General features: G+C 73.1%; 15 protein-coding genes and 2 pseudogenes. 13 read left to right on the forward strand and 4 right to left on the reverse strand.

Annotated features, from left to right (window positions below):
* Nucleotides 1-188: 188 nt before the first annotated feature.
* From ACH4LD_RS34780 to ACH4LD_RS34815, 8 genes and pseudogenes are all read left to right on the forward strand, one after another.
* The gene (locus tag ACH4LD_RS34780; RefSeq protein ID WP_132790210.1) at nucleotides 189-1,025 is read left to right on the forward strand and encodes an undecaprenyl-diphosphate phosphatase; all 837 of its coding nucleotides are present in this window, start codon (nucleotides 189-191) and stop codon (nucleotides 1,023-1,025) included.
* A 185-nt stretch (nucleotides 1,026-1,210) separates the two neighbouring features.
* Nucleotides 1,211-1,888, forward strand: a complete 678-nt coding sequence (locus ACH4LD_RS34785; RefSeq protein ID WP_132790322.1) for a FadR/GntR family transcriptional regulator — start codon at nucleotides 1,211-1,213, stop codon at nucleotides 1,886-1,888.
* Nucleotides 1,885-3,324: an amino acid permease gene (locus ACH4LD_RS34790; RefSeq protein WP_398058114.1), complete on the forward strand. Its 1,440-nt coding sequence runs from the start codon at nucleotides 1,885-1,887 to the stop codon at nucleotides 3,322-3,324. The genes ACH4LD_RS34785 and ACH4LD_RS34790 overlap by 4 nt, the downstream gene beginning before the upstream one ends.
* Nucleotides 3,325-3,364: 40 nt before the next feature.
* Nucleotides 3,365-4,381 (forward strand): asparaginase, encoded by a 1,017-nt coding sequence (locus ACH4LD_RS34795; RefSeq protein ID WP_398058115.1) that lies wholly within the window; start codon nucleotides 3,365-3,367, stop codon nucleotides 4,379-4,381.
* Nucleotides 4,382-4,498: 117 nt separating this feature from the next.
* The gene (aspA, locus tag ACH4LD_RS34800; RefSeq protein WP_398058116.1) at nucleotides 4,499-5,911 is read left to right on the forward strand and encodes an aspartate ammonia-lyase; all 1,413 of its coding nucleotides are present in this window, start codon (nucleotides 4,499-4,501) and stop codon (nucleotides 5,909-5,911) included.
* Nucleotides 5,912-6,062: 151 nt separating this feature from the next.
* Nucleotides 6,063-6,992, forward strand: coding sequence for a glutaminase (locus tag ACH4LD_RS34805; protein ID WP_373309367.1), 930 nt, complete (start codon nucleotides 6,063-6,065; stop codon nucleotides 6,990-6,992).
* 266 nt (nucleotides 6,993-7,258) lie between these two features.
* A pseudogene (gene mptB, locus ACH4LD_RS34810) lies at nucleotides 7,259-8,667 on the forward strand (polyprenol phosphomannose-dependent alpha 1,6 mannosyltransferase MptB).
* Complete coding sequence (locus tag ACH4LD_RS34815) at nucleotides 8,664-10,088, forward strand: glycosyltransferase family 87 protein (protein WP_398058117.1); 1,425 nt, start codon at nucleotides 8,664-8,666, stop codon at nucleotides 10,086-10,088. The pseudogene mptB and the gene ACH4LD_RS34815 overlap by 4 nt, the downstream one beginning before the upstream one ends.
* A 59-nt stretch (nucleotides 10,089-10,147) precedes the next feature.
* Here ACH4LD_RS34815 and ACH4LD_RS34820 read toward each other — a convergent pair.
* Both ACH4LD_RS34820 and rho read right to left on the reverse strand, forming a co-directional pair.
* A pseudogene (locus ACH4LD_RS34820) lies at nucleotides 10,148-10,993 on the reverse strand (D-alanyl-D-alanine carboxypeptidase family protein); the annotation flags it as partial.
* Nucleotides 10,994-11,094: 101 nt separating this feature from the next.
* The gene (gene rho, locus ACH4LD_RS34825; protein ID WP_398058118.1) at nucleotides 11,095-12,243 is read right to left on the reverse strand and encodes a transcription termination factor Rho; all 1,149 of its coding nucleotides are present in this window, start codon (nucleotides 12,241-12,243) and stop codon (nucleotides 11,095-11,097) included.
* 393 nt (nucleotides 12,244-12,636) lie between these two features.
* Here rho and ACH4LD_RS34830 point away from each other — a divergent pair, with 393 nt between their 5' ends.
* On the forward strand, nucleotides 12,637-13,887 hold the full coding sequence (locus ACH4LD_RS34830; RefSeq protein WP_398058119.1) for a cytochrome P450: 1,251 nt from the start codon (nucleotides 12,637-12,639) through the stop codon (nucleotides 13,885-13,887).
* Nucleotides 13,888-14,001: 114 nt separating this feature from the next.
* A complete protein-coding gene (locus tag ACH4LD_RS34835; RefSeq protein WP_398058120.1) occupies nucleotides 14,002-14,886 on the forward strand; it encodes a hypothetical protein in 885 nt (294 codons plus the stop codon).
* 30 nt (nucleotides 14,887-14,916) lie between these two features.
* On the opposite strand, the gene ACH4LD_RS34840 is transcribed toward ACH4LD_RS34835, so the two are convergent.
* Entirely contained in the window at nucleotides 14,917-15,315 is a 399-nt protein-coding gene (locus ACH4LD_RS34840) for a nuclear transport factor 2 family protein (RefSeq protein ID WP_398058121.1), read from the reverse strand.
* Nucleotides 15,316-15,390: 75 nt separating this feature from the next.
* Here ACH4LD_RS34840 and ACH4LD_RS34845 point away from each other — a divergent pair, with 75 nt between their 5' ends.
* The 3 genes from ACH4LD_RS34845 (at nucleotide 15,391) to ACH4LD_RS34855 (ending at nucleotide 17,565) form a co-directional block, all read left to right on the forward strand.
* The gene (locus tag ACH4LD_RS34845) at nucleotides 15,391-16,005 is read left to right on the forward strand and encodes a PadR family transcriptional regulator (protein WP_398058122.1); all 615 of its coding nucleotides are present in this window, start codon (nucleotides 15,391-15,393) and stop codon (nucleotides 16,003-16,005) included.
* Between the two features lie 27 nt (nucleotides 16,006-16,032).
* Nucleotides 16,033-16,497: a hypothetical protein gene (locus ACH4LD_RS34850; RefSeq protein ID WP_398058123.1), complete on the forward strand. Its 465-nt coding sequence runs from the start codon at nucleotides 16,033-16,035 to the stop codon at nucleotides 16,495-16,497.
* A gap of 294 nt (nucleotides 16,498-16,791) precedes the next feature.
* Entirely contained in the window at nucleotides 16,792-17,565 is a 774-nt protein-coding gene (locus ACH4LD_RS34855) for a class I SAM-dependent methyltransferase (protein WP_398058124.1), read from the forward strand.
* Here ACH4LD_RS34855 and ACH4LD_RS34860 read toward each other — a convergent pair.
* Entirely contained in the window at nucleotides 17,535-18,278 is a 744-nt protein-coding gene (locus ACH4LD_RS34860; protein WP_398058125.1) for a GntR family transcriptional regulator, read from the reverse strand. The genes ACH4LD_RS34855 and ACH4LD_RS34860 overlap by 31 nt on opposite strands.
* Nucleotides 18,279-18,368 lie beyond the last annotated feature (90 nt).

Below are 18,368 nucleotides of genomic sequence, written 5' to 3' on the forward strand. Positions count from 1 at the left end.
GGGGCCGGCCCCGACCTCTACGCTGCCCTGGACGTCGTGGCAAGCGGGGCGTGCCGGCGGGTCACGCGGCGGCCTTCAGCGGGGTCTCACCCGCCGGCGCCCCGGGGGCCCGGGCGCTTGCCCTACGGACGGGCACAGCAAGTACTGTCTACAGCAATGTCGACCAACTCTCCTCAGAACTGGATCCCATGAGCGCCATCTCCGTCGGTCAGGCCGTCGTCCTCGGAGTAGTCGAGGGGGTGACCGAGTTCCTGCCCGTGTCCTCCACCGGCCACCTCAAGATCGCCGAGGGGCTCATGGACATCCCCGTCGACGACAAGTCCGTCGTCGGGTTCTCCGCCGTCATCCAGGTCGGCGCCATCGCCGCCGTGCTCGTGTACTTCTTCAAGGACATCAAGCGGATCGTCACCGCCTGGTTCCGTGGTCTGACCAACCGCGAGGAGCGCTACCACCACGACTACAAGTTCGCCTGGTGGGTGATCGCCGCGACCATCCCGATCGTGCTCGTGGGGCTGGCCGCGAAGCCGCTGATCGACGGTCCGCTCGCCTCGCTGTGGGTGGTCGCCGGATCGCTGATCGTCGGCTCGGGCGTGATGTGGGCCGCCGACCAGATGGGCCGGCACAAGCGCGGTGAGGACGACACGTCCTTCAAGGACGCGATGTGGGTCGGCTGCTCGCAGATCCTCGCCCTGCTCTTCCCCGGCTTCTCCCGCTCCGGCGCCACCATGTCCACCGCGCTCATCCTGGACCTGGACCGCGTCGCCGCCACCCGGCTCTCCTTCTTCCTCGGCATCCCGGCCCTGACCGGCGCGGGTCTGTACGAGCTGAAGGACGCCCTCGGTGCGGGGGTCGGCGCCGCGCCGCTGGCCGTCGGCACGGTCGTCTCGTTCGTGGTCGCCTACGCCTCCATCGCCTGGCTGCTCAAGTTCGTCGCCAAGCACTCCTTCAACGCCTTCGTGATCTACCGGATCATCATCGGCGTCGGCCTCCTCGGCCTGCTGGCCACCGGCACGCTCAGCAGCTGAGCCCAGCGGCCGGGCGGACGCCGCTGATCACCCACGGGGTGCGGATGCCTGTATTCAGGCGCCGCACCCCGTGAATGTTTCCTTGCCGGATGCCTTGACAGGCCCTGCCCGCAACCCGCAGGATCGCTCCCGTGAACCTGTCAGACAGCCAGACAGGTGGCCTGGCCCCGCGGCGCGTGAGCGCCATGGAAGCGGTGCTCGCCCACCTCCGCGACGCCATCGAGCGCGGCCGGTACGCCATCGGCGACAAGCTCCCCTCCGAGGCCGAGCTGTGCCGCACCCTGGAGGTGTCCCGGCCCGTGCTGCGCGAGGCGCTGCGCGCGCTGCAGACGATGGGCCTCACCGTGTCACGGACCGGGAAGGGCACCTTCGTCGTCGCGAACGCGGTCGAGGACCCGACCTTCGGCGACTACGCCGCCAGCGACCTGCTCGAAGTGCGCCGCCACATCGAGATCCCGGTCGCCGGGTACGCGGCCCTGCGCCGTACCCCGGAGAACCTGGACCACCTGGCCCACCTGCTCGACCGCATGGAGCGGGAGACGGACACCACCGCCTGGGTCGCGATGGACACCCTCTTCCACCTCGCCGTGGCCGAGGCCGCCCAGAACCCGGTCTTCCGCCGGGTCATCGAGGAGATCCGCGACGCACTGGCGCGCCAGTCGGCCTTCCTCAACGAGCTGGGCGGGCGCCGCGAGCAGTCCAACCGCGAGCACCGGGCGATCGTCGAGGCGCTGACCGACGGTTCCGAGCACGACGCCGTGGAGGCCATGAGCCACCACCTCGACCGCGTCGAGACGACCCTCACCGACATCGTGCGTCCCCAGCGGACGGACCCCCCTACGGAAGGCGGACCCGAGGCGTGAGCGAGCAGCACCTCAAAGACGAGACGCGCCCCTCGTCCGGCCATGTCGACGCCGGAGACGCCGGCTACAGCAAAGGTCTGAAGCACCGGCACGTCAACATGATCGCCATCGGCGGTGCCATAGGCACCGGCCTCTTCCTCGGCGCGGGCGGCCGGCTCGCCGACGCCGGCCCCTCCCTCTTCATCGCGTACGCCGTCTGCGGCGTCTTCGCCTTCCTGGTCGTCCGGGCCCTCGGCGAACTCGTCCTGTACCGCCCGTCCTCCGGCGCCTTCGTGTCGTACGCCCGGGAGTTCCTGGGCGAGAAGGGCGCGTACACCGCGGGCTGGATGTACTTCCTGAACTGGGCGACCACCGGTATCGCCGACATCACGGCGGTCGCCACCTACACCCATTACTGGGGCATGTTCTCGGACGTCCCGCAATGGTTGATCGCATTGATCGCCCTCGCGGTCGTGCTGACCGTCAATCTGATCTCGGTCAAGATCTTCGGCGAACTGGAGTTCTGGTTCGCGATCGTCAAGGTCGGGGCGCTCGTCGTGTTCATGTGCATCGGCATCTTCCTGCTGGTCACCCAGCACCCGGTCGACGGCCACCACCCCGGCCCCTCCCTGATCACCGACAACGGCGGCGTCTTCCCCAACGGCCTGCTGCCCATGCTGCTGATCATCCAGGGCGTCGTCTTCGCCTACGCCTCCGTCGAGCTGGTCGGCGTCGCCGCCGGCGAGACCGAGAACCCCGAGAAGATCATGCCCAAGGCGATCAACTCGATCATGTGGCGCGTCGGCCTGTTCTACGTCGGCTCGGTCGTCCTGCTCTCGATGCTGCTCCCGTGGAACAAGTACTCCGCCGGTGAGAGCCCCTTCGTCACGGTCCTGTCCCACATCGGCGTCCCGGCGGCCGGCGGTGTGATGAACCTCGTCGTCCTGACCGCCGCCATGTCGTCGCTGAACTCCGGCCTGTACTCCACCGGCCGCATCCTGCGCTCCATGGCGATGAGCGGCTCCGCCCCGAAGTTCACCGGCCGGATGAGCCGGAGCCAGGTGCCGTACGGCGGGATCCTGCTCACCAGCGGAATCTGTGTCCTCGGCGTGGGCCTGAACTACGTGGTCCCCTCCGACGCCTTCGAGATCGTCCTCAACTTCGCGGCGATCGGCATCCTCGCCACCTGGGGCATGATCATGCTCTGCCACCTGCTGTTCTGGCGGAAGACCCGCAGCGGCGAGCTGACCCGGCCGTCGTACCGGCTGCCGGGCTCCCCCTGGACCGAACTCGTGACGCTGGCGTTCCTCGCCTCCGTCCTGGTCCTCATGTACGCCGACGGCGGCGCCGGACGCACCACCGTGCTCTGTCTGCCGCTGATCGTCGCCGCACTGGTCGCGGGCTGGTACGCCATCCGCGCCCGTATGACCCGCACATCCACCGGCGCCGGCGCGTGACCCGCGTACCGGCCGACCCCGACCCCCTATGCAGGCAGTGATGCACAGCAGTTCCCCCGCCGACGCGCCCGTCGTCCGCGAACCCCTCCACGCCCCCGTCGCCCACCTCGTCCGCGGCGGGGTCGTCGAGGGCGTCCACTACGGCTCCGTCGTCGTCCTCGGCGCCGACGGCCAGGTGCGCTTCCAGCTCGGTGACATCGAGGCGGCCTTCTACCCGCGCTCGGCCCTCAAACCCGTCCAGGCCGTGGCCATGCTGCGGGCCGGGCTGCCGCTCGACGGCGAACTGCTGTCGCTGGCCGCCGCGAGCCACTCCGGCGAGGAACGCCACCTCGCCGGCACCCGCCGCATCCTCGAACTCGCCGGTCTCACCGAGGGCGACCTGCGCAACGTGCCCGACATGCCGTTCGACCCGGTCGTGCGGGACGCCTGGGTCCGCGAGGGCCGGCTGCCCTCCCGGCTCGCCCAGAACTGCTCCGGCAAGCACGCCGCCATGCTGTGGACCGCCAAGCTCAACGGCTGGTCCCTCGACGACTACCTCGCCCCGGAGCACCCGCTCCAGCAGGCCGTCGCCGCCACCGTCGAGGAGCTGACCGGCCAGCGCGTCGCCCGGGTCACCGTCGACGGCTGCGGCGCGCCGCTGTTCTCCATCTCCCTGCACGGACTCGCCCGCGCCCTCGCCCGGATCACCTCCGCCGCGCCCGGCACACCCGAGGCCCGGGTCGCCGAGGCGATGCGCGAGCACGCCGAGATGGCCTCCGGCTCGGGGCGTGACGTGGCCGCGCTGATGCGGGCCGTGCCGGGGCTGCTGGCCAAGGACGGCTTCGAGGGCGTGCAGGTCGCCGCGCTGCCGGACGGCCGGGCCGTCGCGGTGAAGATCGCCGACGGGGCGAACCGGGCGCGGATCCCGGTCGCCGCGGCGGCGCTCGCCCGCGCGGGCGTCGACCCCGCCCTGCTCACCGAGTTCGCGGGGGAGCCGCTGCTCGGGGGCGGGGAGCCGGTGGGATGCGTGCGGGCCGTGCGTGCGCTGGACCCGGTTCCGCTCACTGCCTGCGCGTAGCGCTCCGCTGCCTCGGCCGTCCCGGATCCGCGGGTCCGTCGTGGTCCCTCGCGCAGTTCCCCGCGCCCCTTTCGGGGCGCTCTCACCTCCGTACCTCAGGAAGAGGACCGTACCCTCATGACCGCCGCCACCCGCAGCGAACACGATCTGCTCGGGGACCGTGATGTGCCCGCCGACGCGTACTGGGGTGTCCACACCCTGCGCGCGACGGAGAACTTCCCCATCACCGGCACGCCGATCTCCGCCTACCCGCACCTGATCGACGCCCTGGCCGCGGTGAAGGAGGCCGCCGCCCTCGCCAACGAGGAACTCGGGCTGCTGGCGCCCGAGAAGGCGGCCGCGATCGTCGCCGCCTGCCGCGAGATCCGGGCCGGGGAGCTGCACGACCAGTTCGTCGTGGACGTCATCCAGGGCGGTGCGGGCACGTCCACCAACATGAACGCCAACGAGGTCGTGGCCAACCGCGCGCTGGAACTGCTCGGCCATGCCAAGGGGCAGTACACGCATCTGCACCCCAACGAGGACGTCAACCTCGGCCAGTCCACCAATGACGTCTACCCGACGGCCGTCAAGGTGGCGACGATCTTCGCGGTACGTGGACTGCTCAAGGCGATGTCCGTACTCCAGGACGCGTTCGCCCGTAAGGCAGTCGAGTTCCGTGACGTGCTCAAGATGGGCCGTACACAGTTGCAGGACGCGGTACCGATGACGCTCGGTCAGGAGTTCTCCGCGTTCGCCGTCATGATCGAGGAGGACCGCAGCCGTCTCGCCGAGGCCGTCGAGCTGATCCATGAGATCAACCTCGGTGCCACGGCCATCGGTACCGGCCTCAACGCTCCCGCCGGCTATGCCGAGGCGGCCCGCCGGCACCTGTCGGCCATCACCGGCCTGCCGCTGGTGACGGCGGCCAACCTGGTGGAGGCCACGCAGGACTGCGGCGCCTTCGTCCAGATGTCCGGCGTCCTGAAGCGCATCGCGGTCAAGCTGTCCAAGAGCTGCAACGACCTGCGGCTGCTGTCCTCCGGTCCGCGCGCGGGTCTCGGCGAGATCAACCTGCCGCCGGTGCAGGCCGGTTCGTCGATCATGCCGGGCAAGGTGAACCCGGTCATCCCCGAAGTGGTCAACCAGGTCGCCTTCGAGGTGATCGGCAACGACGTCGCCATCACCATGGCCGCCGAGGCCGGACAGCTCCAGCTCAACGCCTTCGAGCCGATCATCCTGCACTCCCTGTCGGAGTCCGTCACGCACCTGCGGACGGCGTGCCTGACACTGGCCGAGCGCTGCGTGTCCGGCATCACCGCCAACACCGAGCGGTTGCGCGCCACCGTCGAGAACTCCATCGGTCTGGTGACCGCGCTCAACCCGCACATCGGCTACTCCGCCGCCACCGACATCGCCAAGGAGGCCCTCGCGACGGGCCGTGGCGTGGCCGAACTGGTCCTGGAGAAGGGCCTGCTGCCGGCCGAACAGCTCACGGGGCTCCTCCGGCCGGAGGTGCTCGCGGGCAGCGGGACCACACCGGCGATCTGACCCGACGGCACCCGCGTGCCGCCCGGCCCGTCATGCCGGCCGGACCGGCCCCCGGGTGCCGTCTCACCCGGGGATACCCCCGTCGGTCTCCGACACCGCCGCGAAAGGAGTGGCCGTCGCCCCTGGAGAGCCCCCGCACCAGGGGTGCGGCATGATGACGATCATGTCCTCGCAGTTCCAACCGGTCCTCGATCGCATCATGGCGGAGATCGATCGCACTCCCGGGCGCGGCCGGTCCGCCGACTACATCCCGGCGCTCGCCGCCCGCGACCCGCGCCGCTTCGGCATGGCCGTCGCCGAACTGGACGGCACGGTGTACGGGGTGGGGGAGTGGCGGCAGCCGTTCTCCACGCAGTCGATCACCAAGGTGTTCACGCTCGCCCTGGACCTGGCCCGCGAGGGCGACGAACTCTGGGAGCACGTGGGCCGCGAGCCCTCCGGCAACCCGTTCAACTCCCTGGTCCAGCTGGAGTACGAGAACGGCATCCCGCGCAACCCCTTCATCAACGCGGGCGCGCTCGTCGTCACCGACCGCCTGCACACCCGTACCGGGGACGCGGCCGGCGAGCTGCTGTCCTTCCTGCGCGCCGAGAGCGGCAACCCCGATCTCGGCTTCGACGAGGAGGTCGCCGCCTCCGAGACCGCCCACGGTGACCGCAACGCCGCCCTCGCCCACTTCATGGCGTCCTACGGAAACATCGACAACGAGGTGCCGGTCCTGCTCGACCAGTACTTCCGGCAGTGCTCCATCGCCGCCTCCTGCGCCGACCTGGCCCTCGCCACGGGCTTCCTCGCCCGGCACGGCATCCGCGCCGACGGCAGCCGGCTGCTCAGCCGCAGCCAGGCCAAGCAGGTCAACGCGGTCATGCTGACCTGCGGCACGTACGACGCGGCCGGCGACTTCGCCTACCGCGTCGGCCTGCCCGGCAAGAGCGGGGTCGGCGGCGGGATCATCGCCGTCGTACCGGGCCGGTGCACCCTCTGCGTGTGGAGCCCCGGCCTGGACGAACGCGGCAACTCGGTGGCGGGTGTGGCCGCCCTGGACCGTTTCACCACCCTGACAGGGCTGTCGGTGTTCTGAGGCGCGCCACCGTCCGACCCGGGTCCGGGAAGCCGGCCCGCGGGGGCCCGGGTTCGAGCGGAGCCTCGGGGAGGCGGCGAGCCACGGCGGACCGGCGCCGGGAATCCAGTTCGAGCGGAGTCTCGGGGAGGCGGCGAGCCACGGCGGACCGGCGCCGGGAATCCGGCCGGAACAGACCACGTGCCGGTCATACCCCGGCCCCCGCCCGGCAGGGCTGCCGTCTCCTTCCGGCCACCCGGCGTCGGCACGCTGACCAGGTGTTGGCCATGGTATTCCCCGTCGATCTCCGCCGCTGCCAGGTGATGGGCCTGGCCGGCACGGCCTTCCTCGCCCTCGGCGGTGAGACGGCCGGCGCCCTCCCCGTCCGGGACCTCCTGGCGCCCGCCCCGGCGCGGGCGGCGCTCGGCCTGGTCGGGGTCTACTTCGGGGTCGTCCTGCTCATCGCCGCCTGGGCGCTCCTCGGCCGGCTGGTCCGCGGTCCCGAGCCGCCCACCCCGCGCGCCCTGCTGCTCGTCCTGGCCGTGTGGGCAGCCCCGCTGCTGCTGGCCCCGCCGCTGTTCAGCCGGGACGTGTACAGCTATCTCGCGCAGGGCGCCATGGTCGACGCCCACATGGACGTCTACGCCCACGGCCCGGCGCGGCTCGGCGGCCCGCTCGCCGACGAGGTGGCCCGATGTGGCGGCACACCGGCGCCCCCTACGGCCCCGCCTTCCTGGCCCTCGCCTCGGCGCTGTCCGGACTGACCCGCGGCGAGGTGCCCGCCGGCCTGCTCGGCATGCGCCTGGTCGCCCTGCTCGGCGTGGCCCTCATGGCGGTGGCGCTGCCCCGCCTCGCCCGGCACAGCGGCGCCGACCCGGCCGCCGCCCTGTGGCTCGGCGCCCTGAACCCCCTGGTGCTGCTGCACCTCGTCGCGGGCGCCCACAACGACGCCCTGATGCTCGGCCTGCTCGGGCTCGGCCTGGTCGCCGCGCGAGGCAGACCGGCCGTCGGCGCCGTCCTCGTCACCCTCGCCGCCCTGGTCAAGGCACCGGCGGCACTCGGCCTGCCGGCCGTCGTGGCCCTGCGGGTCCGCTCCGGCCGCCCTCCGCTGCCGGCCGTGCTGACCACGGCTGCGGCCTCCGCCGCGACGACGGTCGCCGCCACAGCCGTCGCCGGCACCGGCTACGGCTGGATCGGCGCGCTGGACACCCCGGTCTCCCCGCACAACTGGGCGCTGACCAGCCTGCTCGGCCGCGCCACCGGTGCCCTGCTGGGACACCTCGGCAGCGGCCTGGCCCCGCTGGCCGTCCCGGTCTGGCACCTGCTGGGCCTCGCGGCCACCGCCGTAGCCGTCCTGCTCATATGGCTGCGGCTGCGTCCCCGGCCGGTGTACGCGCTGGGTCTGAGCCTGCTCGCGGTCGCCGTCCTCGGCCCGGCGATCCGCCCCTGGTACGTGCTGTGGGGCCTGTTCCTCATCGCCGCCGCCGCGCCCAGCACCTCGGTACGGCACCGGATGGCAGCCCTGGCGGGAGTGCTCGCGCTCGCCGTACTGCCCAGCGGCGGCCCGGCCGACCTCGGGCAGCTGGTGCTCGCGGTCTCCGGCGGGGCGCTCGGGGTGGTCGTCCTGTGGCAGGCCCATCAGGCCCATCAGGCCCACCGGACGGCCCGGGCCCCGGTTCCGGGACCCGTGGCATGACGGGCCGGTGGGGGCGGCCGGGGCTGCCCGGGCCGTTGGGAGAGGCGGGGCCGCGCACGGACCGGGGCCGGCTGCTGCTGGTCCTGCTCCTCGCGGTGGCCGTGACCGTGTTCACGGCCACTGTGCCGCTGCTGCGCGGTTTCTTCGACCTGCGGGTGTACTACGGCACCGTGCACACCTGGGTGCACCACGGCGGCCGGATCTACGACTACAAGGTGCCGGGCACCGCGTACGGCTTCACGTATCCGCCGTTCGCCGCCGTCGCCATGCTGCCGCTGGCCCTGCTCGGCCGGACCGCGGCGATCGTGCTGTCCCTGCTGGTGAACCTCGCCGCGCTCGCGGTGGTCCTGCGCATCCTGGCCGGGCCGCGCCCGCGCCGCCACGGCTGGTACCGGTGGGCGCTGTGCCTGTGCCTGCTCGCCCTGTTCGAGCCGCTGCGGGACACCGTCAGCTTCGGGCAGGTGAACCTGGTGCTGCTCGCCCTCGTCCTCGGCGACTGCCGGCTGCTGGCGACCGGCCGGGGCCGCTGGGCGGGCGTGGGAACGGGGCTCGCCGCCGCCGTGAAGCTCACCCCCGCCCTCTTCATCGGTCTGCTGCTGCTCGCCGGGCGACGGCGGGCGGCCGGCACCGCGACGGCCGTCGCCCTGGCCGCGACCGCGCTGGCCGCCTGGGCGGACCCGGCGGCCTCCCGCTTCTACTGGACCGAGGCGCTGTGGGACACCGGCCGGGTGGGCCGCCTCGACTACGTGTCGAACCAGTCGCTGCAAGGGGTGCTGGCCCGCCTCGGTGAGACCGGCCGCCCCCTGTGGGCGACGGTGGTCCTGCTGACCCTCTGCGTCTGGGCGTGGCGCGGCAGGCGGGCGGTCGCGGCCGGCGACTGGACGGCGGCGTTCGCGCTCACCGGTGCGGCGGCCTGTCTGGTCAGCCCGATCACCTGGGTGCACCACCTGGTGTGGCTGCTGCCCTCCTTCGCGGTGCTGGTCCGCGCCGGGCACCCGCGGATCGCGGCCGCCCTGTACGCGGTGCTGTGCACCAGCGTGGTGTGGCTGTGGTTCGACGACGCCTCCGGCCTCGACGGGTTCCTGGGCGGCAATCTCTACACGTGGATCTCGCTGGGCCTGCTGCTCGGTCTGCCGGTGGGTCAGTCGCGGGCCCCGCGGTTGCCCTTGGCGCGCAGCACCAGCGCCACGGCCCCGGCGCCGAGCCCGGACAGCCCCGCGACGACGGCGGTGCCGGACCAGTCCGAGTCGTCGTCCGGTGCCACGGCCGCCGCCACCGGCGTCGCGGACGCCGTCGGCCGGGAGGAGTGCGGTCGCAGCCCGTCCAGCGAGCCGACCGGGTCGACCCGCCCGGCCGCCGCGAAGCCCCAGTCGAGCAGGGCGCGGGCCTCCTCGTACACCGTCAACCCGCCGTCGGCCTGAGGGTTCAGCACGGTCACCACGAGGGTGCGCCCGCCCCGGCGCGCCGCGGCCACCAGGGTGTTGCCGGCGTTGCTGGTGTAGCCGTTCTTGATGCCGATGAGCCCGGGGTACGGCGCCACGCCGTCCTCGCCGGTCAGCAGCCGGTTGGTGTTCTCGATGGGGTACGGCGACCCGTCACCGGGGAAGGGGGCCTCGGCGGTGGCGCAGTACCGGGCGAAGTCGGGGTTGCGCAGGCCCGCCCGGCCGAACACCGCGAGGTCGTAGGCGGAGGAGACCTGGCCCGGGGCGTCGTAGCCGTCCGGGGAGACCACATGGGTGTCCAGGGCGCCGAGCGAGCGGGCCTTGTCCTGCATCCGGGCGGCCGTCGCCTCCCAGCCGCCGCCCATCCGGGCGAGCACGTGCACGGCGTCGTTCCCGGAGCTGAGGAAGACGCCGCGCCACAGGTCGGCCACCTGGTAGGTGTGCCCTTCCTCGACACCGACCAGGCTGCTGCCCTCGCCGACGTCGTCCAGTTCGCCGTACCGCACGGTGTGCTGCTGCCCGCTCGGCAGCACCGGCAGCACGGTGAGCGCGAAGAGGGTCTTCAGGGTGCTGGCGGGCGGGAGCTCGCGGTGGGCGTCGTACGCGGCCAGCACCTCGCCGCTGCCCGCGTCGGCGACGAGCCAGGAGAGCGCCGAGATGTCCGGCAGCCCGGGTGTGTCCCGGTGCGGCCGGACCTGGACGCCGGAGCGGTAGAGCAGGGACGGCCCCGGCACCGCCGCCCTGGGGCGGGGCGGGGCGGGCTCCCCGGCGGGCTGCGCGGCCCGGGGCCCGGCGGCGGCAGCGGCCGGCGTGAGCGCCAGGAGACCCGCCACACAGAGGGAGCAGGCCGACACCGCCGCGCGATAAGAGAATCCGGTCATCATATGATCAAAGTACGAAATCGGTGTGTATCCACCACGCCGCCGGGCCGTTCGGGTCGCCGGGGCAACCCGGATGCCGCACCCGGCCGCCCCCCGGCCGCGCGTCAGGCGCCCGGCAGGGTGGGCCGGACCTGCCGCAGGAACGCGGCGTTGCCGGGTGTGGCGCGCAGCCGCTCCAGCAGGGTCTCCAGCCCGGAGGGTCCGCCGTCCCGGGAGCGCAGGACGCGGCGCAGACCGTGTACGGCCGTCAACTCGGCCGGCGTGAGCAGGAGTTCCTCGCGCCGGGTGCCGCTGGCGTCGATGTCGACGGCGGGGAAGACGCGGCGGCCGGCGAGTTCCCGGTCCAGGCGCAGTTCCATGTTGCCCGTGCTCTTCAGCTCCTCGAAGAAGTAGCCGTCGGCGCGCGAGCCGGTGTCCACGAGGACCGTGGCGAGGATGGTGAGGGAGCCGCCCTCCTCGGCCTGGCGCGCGGCGCCGAAGAACCGCTTGGGGCCGAGCAGCGCGCCGGCGTCCACACCGCCGCTCAGGGTACGGCCGCCGGCGGCGGAGGCGTTGTTGTGGGCCCGGCACAGCCGGGTCAGCGAGTCCAGCAGGACGACGACGTCCTCACCGGCCTCCACCAGGCGCTTGGCCCGCTCCACGACCAGGTCGGCGAGGGCGATGTGCTCCTTGGCCGACCGGTCGAAGGTGGAGGCGTACACCTCGCCCCGCACCGAGCGGCGCATCTCGGTGACCTCCTCGGGCCGCTCGTCCAGCAGGAGGACCATCAGCCGGCACTCGGGGTGGTTGCCGGCCACGGCGGCGGCGAACTGCTGGAGCAGCACCGTCTTGCCGGTCTTCGGCGGGGCCACGATGAGGCCCCGCTGGCCCTTGCCGACCGGCGCGAGCAGATCGGTGACGCGTCCGGCCAGGCCGGAGGCGGGGTGCTCCAGACGGATGCGCCGGTGCGGGTGGAGCGGGGTGAGGTCGCGGAAGTGCGGCCGGGCGGCCGGCTCGCCGGGAGCGCGTCCGTTGACGCGCGCGACCTCGGTCAGGGCCCGCTGCGCACCCCGGACGCCTTCGACCAGATCGCCCTTGCGCAGCCCGTGGCGGCGGATCAGCGCCGGCGCGACCTGCGGATCGGCGGGTGAGGGCAGGAGGCTCGCGGCCCTCAGGTGCCCCTTCCCGTGCGCGTCGATGTCGAGGACACCGGTGACGAGCGGGGCGGCCGGCGCCTGCCGGGTCGCGGGCGGGTTTTCGAGTGTGGTGGTCATGGAAGGGAGTCCTTTCGCGGACGGATCGGGGAGGAGCAGATCAGGGAAGAGGGGGCGAGGCCGCGAGGGGGAGGCGCCTGTGACTGCCTCCGGGCGGCGGGAACGGCACCTCGGGTACGGCGCGCAGGGCCCGTGACGAGGTGGTGCTGGGAAGCTGACGCGCCGGGAGCCGGACATCCGGAAACGGCGGACGGATCAGCGTGAAGGAGGGAAACTGGCACCGGCGGCCACCGTGGCCGTGCACGAGTGCTGAGGGAACGGTACCACTCGGGGGAGTACCACGTCCGTGATCGGCTCAACAAACCACCGGACGGGGCTATTCCCGGGGGCGGGCGTCCGCTCAGGGAGCCGTCAGGAGGATTCACCTTGTCAGGGGAGCGTCAGGAGTATCGGGTGGACACCTCGGCCGCCCGCACCCCGCACCGTCTGGACCCCGCCGGGGGCTGCCCGCACGCCGTCAACGCGCGACTGCTGGCCCAGGGTGCCGTGGCTCCGGTCGAGCTGCCCGGCGGGGTCGAGGGCATGGCCGTCCTCGGGCACGAGGCGCTGAAGGAGTTCCTTCAGCACCCCCAGGTCGCGAAGAACGCACGCCACTTCACCGCCCTGCGGGAAGGGAGGGTCGGCGAGGGCTGGCCGTTGCTGACGTTCGCCACCGTGCCGGGCATGACCACCGCCGACGGTGACGACCACCGGCGGCTGCGGTCCCTGGCCGCGCGTGCCTTCACGCCCCGCCGGGTGGCGGAACTGCGGCCGCGCGTCGAGGAGTTGACGGAGTCGCTGCTGGACGGGCTGGCCCGGGCCGCCACCGCGGGCGACGGGGTCGCCGATCTGCGGCGGCACTTCGCCCTGCCCCTGCCGATGGGCGTGATCTGTGAACTCCTCGGTGTGGACGTGGAGTTCCGGGACCGCCTGCACCGGCTCGGCAGCCTGGTCGTGGCCACCGACACCGCACCGGCCGAGGCCGTCGCGGCCAACCGAGACATCGTCGCCGTCCTGGGCGAGATCGCCGCGGCGAAGGCCGCGCGGCCCGGAGGCGACCTCACGAGCGCGCTCCTCGCCGCCCGCGACGAGGGCGGCGACCGGCTGAGCGAGCGGGAGCTGATCGGCACCCTGCTGCTGATGATCATCGCCGGGCACGAGACCACGCTCAACCTGATCACCAACGCCGTGCGCGCCCTGTGTGCCCACCCCGAGCAGCTCGCCCTGGTCCGCGCGGGCCGGGCGAGCTGGGCGGACGTGGTGGAGGAGACACTGCGCTGGGACGCGCCGGTCAGCTACTTCCCGTTCCGCTATCCCGTGCGGGATCTGACCGTCGCCGGCACGCTCGTCCGCGCCGGCACCCCCGTGCTCGCCGGTTACTCCGCCGCCGGCCGCGACCCGGCGGCGCACGGCCCGGACGCCGACCGCTTCGACCTCACCCGCTCCGCCCGGCCCGGCGCCGTACGCCACCTGTCCCTCGGGCACGGCGCCCACTACTGCCTGGGCGCACCGCTCGCCCGGCTGGAGGCCACGGTCGCCCTGGAGCGGCTGTTCACCCGCTTCCCGTCGCTGCGACTCGCCGTGCCGGAAGCCGACTTGGTGCCGCACGCGGGCTTCGTCGGCAACAGCGTGCGGAGTCTGCCGGTGCGGCTCACGGCGGGGTGACCCGCCCTGGGCCGCGAACCGGCGGACCGTCAGGGCCGGGAACAGAAGTCCCCAGACCGTAACGATCCCGGACGTCCGGGGACTTGACCACCAACCGTGCCCTATCTTCGCGACATGTCCACGCCACCGCAGCCCCCGCAGCCGGCCGACCAGCCCGCACAGCAGCCCCCGCGGCCCCAGCAGCCGGCCGTCCCGCCCCAGCCGACGGCCTACCCGTACCCGAATCCGCAGTCACCGCCGCCGGGGACGTTCCACGCGCAGCCCACCCTGGCCGCCCAGCCCGCACCGGGACAGCCCCAGCCGGGCAACCCGTACGCCCAGGCACCCCAGTACGGGCCCGTGCCGCCCGCTCCTCCTGCCGGCGGTGGCGGTGGGGCGGGCCGCGCGGTGCTGTGGGCCGCAGTCGGCGCGGTCGTCGCCTCCGCCGCGTGGGCGGCGGGTGTCCTCCTCATCGGCGGTCGCAACGACAGCGCGGACCTGCGCGGCTACTCGGCGCCCTCCAACATGTGCTCCAGCGCCGACTACTCCTCCTTCAAGGACGAGTACACCGAGAACGACTCCTCGCCGACCCGCACCTCGCTCAAGGACACGGCGCTGGACGAGAGTTACTGCAGCCTGGGCCTGAAGAAGCCGGGCTCCTCCTACGCGGACGCCTATCTGACCATGCAGCTGGACCTGCACAAGAAGACCGATCCCACTCCCGAGTTCACCGCCACCTGGAAGAACTACGGGGACAGCCACACCGGTTACGACGTCGACCCGGTCGAGGGCATCGGCGACGAGGCCTACCTGGTCAGCCAGGACACCACGAACGGCTCCTCCTCCAGCGGCTCCCGGTACGCCACGCTCGCCGTCCGCGACGGCTGGGTGACGTACACGATGAGCTACAGCGTCTACCTCACCTCGTACGACGAGGACAAGGACCCACCCGCGCTGACCGACGTCACCGACTGGCTGAAGACCGACGCCAAGTCCACGCTGCGACAGCTGAAGGACTGATCGCCGCCGTGCCGCGGTGAGCGCGGCGGTTCACGCCGACCGCGCCCCGGCATCCTTGACGATCTGCTCGAACCGCGCGCCCATGGCCTCGCCGAGGGCCTGCGCGCCCGACAACGGCCGGACCATGACCATGAGGTCGTCGATCAGGCCGTCCTCGTTCACGTGCAGGAAGTCGCAGCCCGTCAGCTCCCGGTCCCCGACCCGGGCCTGGAAGACCAGCGCGTGGTCCGGGCCGTCCGGCTTGCCGATCTCCCGGACGTACCGGAAGTCCTCGAAGACCTGGACCACCGCGCGCAGCACCGCCGCGGTGATCGCCTTGCCCGGGTACGGCTTGAAGGCGACCGGGCTGGTGAAGACGACGTCCTCGGCCAGCAGTGCCTCGATGGCGTCCAGGTCCCTGGCCTCCACCGCCTCGCGGAACGCGCGCATCGGCTCACCCACTCACTACTCAACTAATTGAATAAGTGCGAAGGAGATTACTCAACTGACTGCTAGCCTGTCCACATGTCGCTCAAGTACGCCGTCCTGGCCGCCCTGCTGGAGGGGGAGGCCTCGGGCTACGAGCTGTCGAAGGCTTTCGACGTCTCGTTCGCGAACTTCTGGCCCGCGACCCCCCAGCAGCTCTACCGGGAGCTGGAGCGCCTCGCCGGGGACGGGCTGGTCCAGGCCCGCACCGTGCAGCAGGAACGCCGCCCCAACAAGCGGATGTTCACGCTCACCGAGGCCGGCCGGGCCGAGTTGAGCGCGTTCGCCGCCGAGCCGCCCAAGCGGCCCACCGCGATCCGGGACGAACTCCTCATCAAGGTCCAGGCCATGGACGGGGGCGACCCGGAGGTCACCCGGGCGCTGATCGAGGAGCGCATGGGCTGGGCGCGCGGCAAGCTCGACCGCTACCGCAGGGTGCGCGAGCGCCTGCTCGACGGGCGTACGGAGGAGGAGTTCCTCCAGACCGCCGACCGCGTCGGGCCGTACCTCACACTCCTGGCCGGGATCGCCTTCGAGGAGGAGAACCTGCGCTGGTGCGAGCGGGTCCTCGCGGTGCTGCGACGCCGTGCTGACGACGGGTCGGCCCGGCGGATCGCTCATCAGGGTGGTGATCCCCTGCGGAACGGGTCGTGACCCCGGGCGGTGCGGCACCGTGGGCGGGTGCCTCGCCGACTTATTCCGCTGCTGGTGGCGGCGCTGGTGACCGTCGCCGGCTGCACCACCGTCGGCTCCGCTCCCGGGCCCGACGCCGCCCGCCCCGGGCGCTCACCCGCCCCGGACACGGTGGTGCGGCCCCCGGTGCTCCAGAAGCCGGCCGAAGTGCCGTCCGGGCACGCGGCGCTGGTCCGCACCGGCCCCGGGCCCCGTTCGTCGGCCGGACCGCACCGGCGTCCCGCGACCGGCCGCCAACCGGTGCCCGCGGCGCCTCCCCGGGCGGTCGCACCGGCCGCCCCGCCGGTGCGACACCCACGCCCCGAGCACCGGAGACCGGTACGGCGCCCGGTCCGGCGCCCCCGTCCCGCGTCCCGGCCGCCCACCGCCGTCGGGATGCGCGACCTGTGCCGCCAGGCGGACGGTGTGACCACACCGGAGATCGCGCGGCTGTGCCACGACACCTTCGGCTGACCGCGGCACCGGGGCCGACGGAGCCCGCGGCGGAGCCCGAGAGCGCGGCGGAACCCGGTCCCGTGGCGGAACCCGGTCCCGTGGCGGAGCCCGGTCCCGCGGCGGAGCCCGAGAGCGCGGTGGAACCCGGTCCCGTGGCGGAGCCCGAGAGCGCGGTGGAACTCGGTCCCGTGGCGGAGCCCGGTCCCGTGGCGGAGCCCGAGAGCGCGGTGGAACCCGGTCCCGTGGTGGAACCCGGTCGTCGCTCTTGTCGCTTCCGCCCGCGCCGCGGCACCACCGTCATAGGCTGACGTCATGTTCGGTCCCGAAGGCCCCACGCTCCGCGAGCTGACCGTGCAGGCGCTGTCGTCCGTCGAGCACGGCTACGACCTGCTCGCGCCGAAGTTCGATCACACCCCCTTCCGGACGCCCGACGCCGTACTGGACTCCATGGCGAAAGTGCTCGCCCCGCTCGGCCCCTTCACGGACGGACTGGACCTGTGCTGCGGCACCGGCGCCGGAACGCACCTGCTGACCGGACTGTGCCGCCGCAGCGTCACCGGGGTCGACTTCAGCGCCGGCATGCTCGACATCGCCCGGCGGCGGGTGCCGACCGCCGACGGGCCGGGGATCGCATGGGTCCGCGGCGACGCCCGGGCCCTTCCGTTCACGGCCGCCTTCGACCTCGTCGTCTCCCTCGGGGCGTTCGGTCACTTCCTGCCCCGCGAACTGCCGGGCCTCTTCACCCAGGTCCGCGGGGTGCTGCGGCCCGGTGGCCGCTTCGCCTTCCCGGTGTTCGCGCCGCCCGGCCCGGCACACCCCGCCTTCTGGACGCTGCTCGGCTTCGACGCGGTGATGCGGGTGCGCAACGCGCTGTGGCGACCGCCGTTCGTCATGTACTACCGGACCTTCCGACTGAGCACCGTGCTGCGGGAGTTGGAGCACGCGGGCCTGGCGGTCGAGCTGGGCGTCCTGCCCGGATTCGGCCGGCGAGCCGACGGCAGCCCGCGCGCCCGGCTGGTGACGGCCCGCCGAGCCGACGCGGCGACCCTCGGCGGTCAGACCGCGGCCGGCAGCGTGAACTCGTAGACCAGAGCGTCACGTTCGCCGTCCACGACCAGGTCGGTGATCTCCAGCGGGCGTGCGTACTGGTCGTGCACGCGCCGGGTCACCCGCACCGAGGAGGCGTCGCCGACCTGGGTGATGGCGTCCCGGTGGTGCAGGGTCAGGCCCGCCTTGCGCATCCAGTCGTAGGCCCGCCGCAGCTGCGCGGGCGTGGCCCCGTCGGCCCGGTCCCGGTAGCGGGCCAGCTCCGCCACCTCGGCCAGCACCACCGCGGAGAACGACGTCACCGCCGTGCGCAGCGACCGGCCGTCCGGCGTCACCGACCGGTACCGGTGCACCAGCGTGGGCCGGTGCGGGGCCAGACCCAGCGCCCGCGCGTGCTCCGGCGGCGGCTGCTCCCAGGTCACCGTGGCCCGGTCGACCGCGTAGGGGTCCACCGGCCGCGCGCCCACCGGGAAGGTGAGCGATTCCGCCGTCTCGACGGGCCGGCCGGGCAGCGTAGCGTGGCTGCCCCGCCGGTCGGTGGCGACCGCGCCGCTGCGCCGCAGCACCTCCAGTGCCTGCCGGACGGTCTCCCGGCTGACCCCGTAGTGCGCGGCCAGGTGCCGTTCGCCCGGCAGCCGTTCACCCGGTGGAACGGTGCCGGCGCGTAGTTCGTCGAGCAGCAGCGCCGCGATCCGCCCGTACAGGGGCCGGTCGTCGCCGGGCGGGGGATCGTGCGGGGTGGTGCGGGCCATGCCGCGCCTCCTGTCGGTGACAAAAGGTAGCCGTGCGGGTTCAGTGCGCGACCATGAGTACCATTGGTCTAAACCACAACGGAAGAGCGG

It is taken from the genome of Streptomyces sp. NPDC017676 (assembly GCF_044329325.1).
Classification (GTDB): Bacteria; Actinomycetota; Actinomycetes; order Streptomycetales; family Streptomycetaceae; genus Streptomyces.

Bases quoted from the DNA above. Each gene is read 5' to 3' on its own strand.
- ACH4LD_RS34835 (WP_398058120.1), top strand. From the start codon at position 14,002: ATGTCCACGCCACCGCAGCCCCCGCAGCCGGCCGACCAGCCCGCACAG.
- ACH4LD_RS34780 (WP_132790210.1), top strand. From the start codon at position 189: ATGAGCGCCATCTCCGTCGGTCAGGCCGTCGTCCTCGGAGTAGTCGAG.
- ACH4LD_RS34840 (WP_398058121.1), bottom strand. From the start codon at position 15,315: ATGCGCGCGTTCCGCGAGGCGGTGGAGGCCAGGGACCTGGACGCCATC.
- ACH4LD_RS34785 (WP_132790322.1), top strand. From the start codon at position 1,211: ATGGAAGCGGTGCTCGCCCACCTCCGCGACGCCATCGAGCGCGGCCGG.
- ACH4LD_RS34805 (WP_373309367.1), top strand. From the start codon at position 6,063: ATGATGACGATCATGTCCTCGCAGTTCCAACCGGTCCTCGATCGCATC.
- ACH4LD_RS34795 (WP_398058115.1), top strand. From the start codon at position 3,365: ATGCACAGCAGTTCCCCCGCCGACGCGCCCGTCGTCCGCGAACCCCTC.
- aspA (WP_398058116.1), top strand. From the start codon at position 4,499: ATGACCGCCGCCACCCGCAGCGAACACGATCTGCTCGGGGACCGTGAT.
- ACH4LD_RS34815 (WP_398058117.1), top strand. From the start codon at position 8,664: ATGACGGGCCGGTGGGGGCGGCCGGGGCTGCCCGGGCCGTTGGGAGAG.
- ACH4LD_RS34860 (WP_398058125.1), bottom strand. From the start codon at position 18,278: ATGGCCCGCACCACCCCGCACGATCCCCCGCCCGGCGACGACCGGCCC.
- ACH4LD_RS34845 (WP_398058122.1), top strand. From the start codon at position 15,391: ATGTCGCTCAAGTACGCCGTCCTGGCCGCCCTGCTGGAGGGGGAGGCC.
- ACH4LD_RS34855 (WP_398058124.1), top strand. From the start codon at position 16,792: ATGTTCGGTCCCGAAGGCCCCACGCTCCGCGAGCTGACCGTGCAGGCG.
- rho (WP_398058118.1), bottom strand. From the start codon at position 12,243: ATGACCACCACACTCGAAAACCCGCCCGCGACCCGGCAGGCGCCGGCC.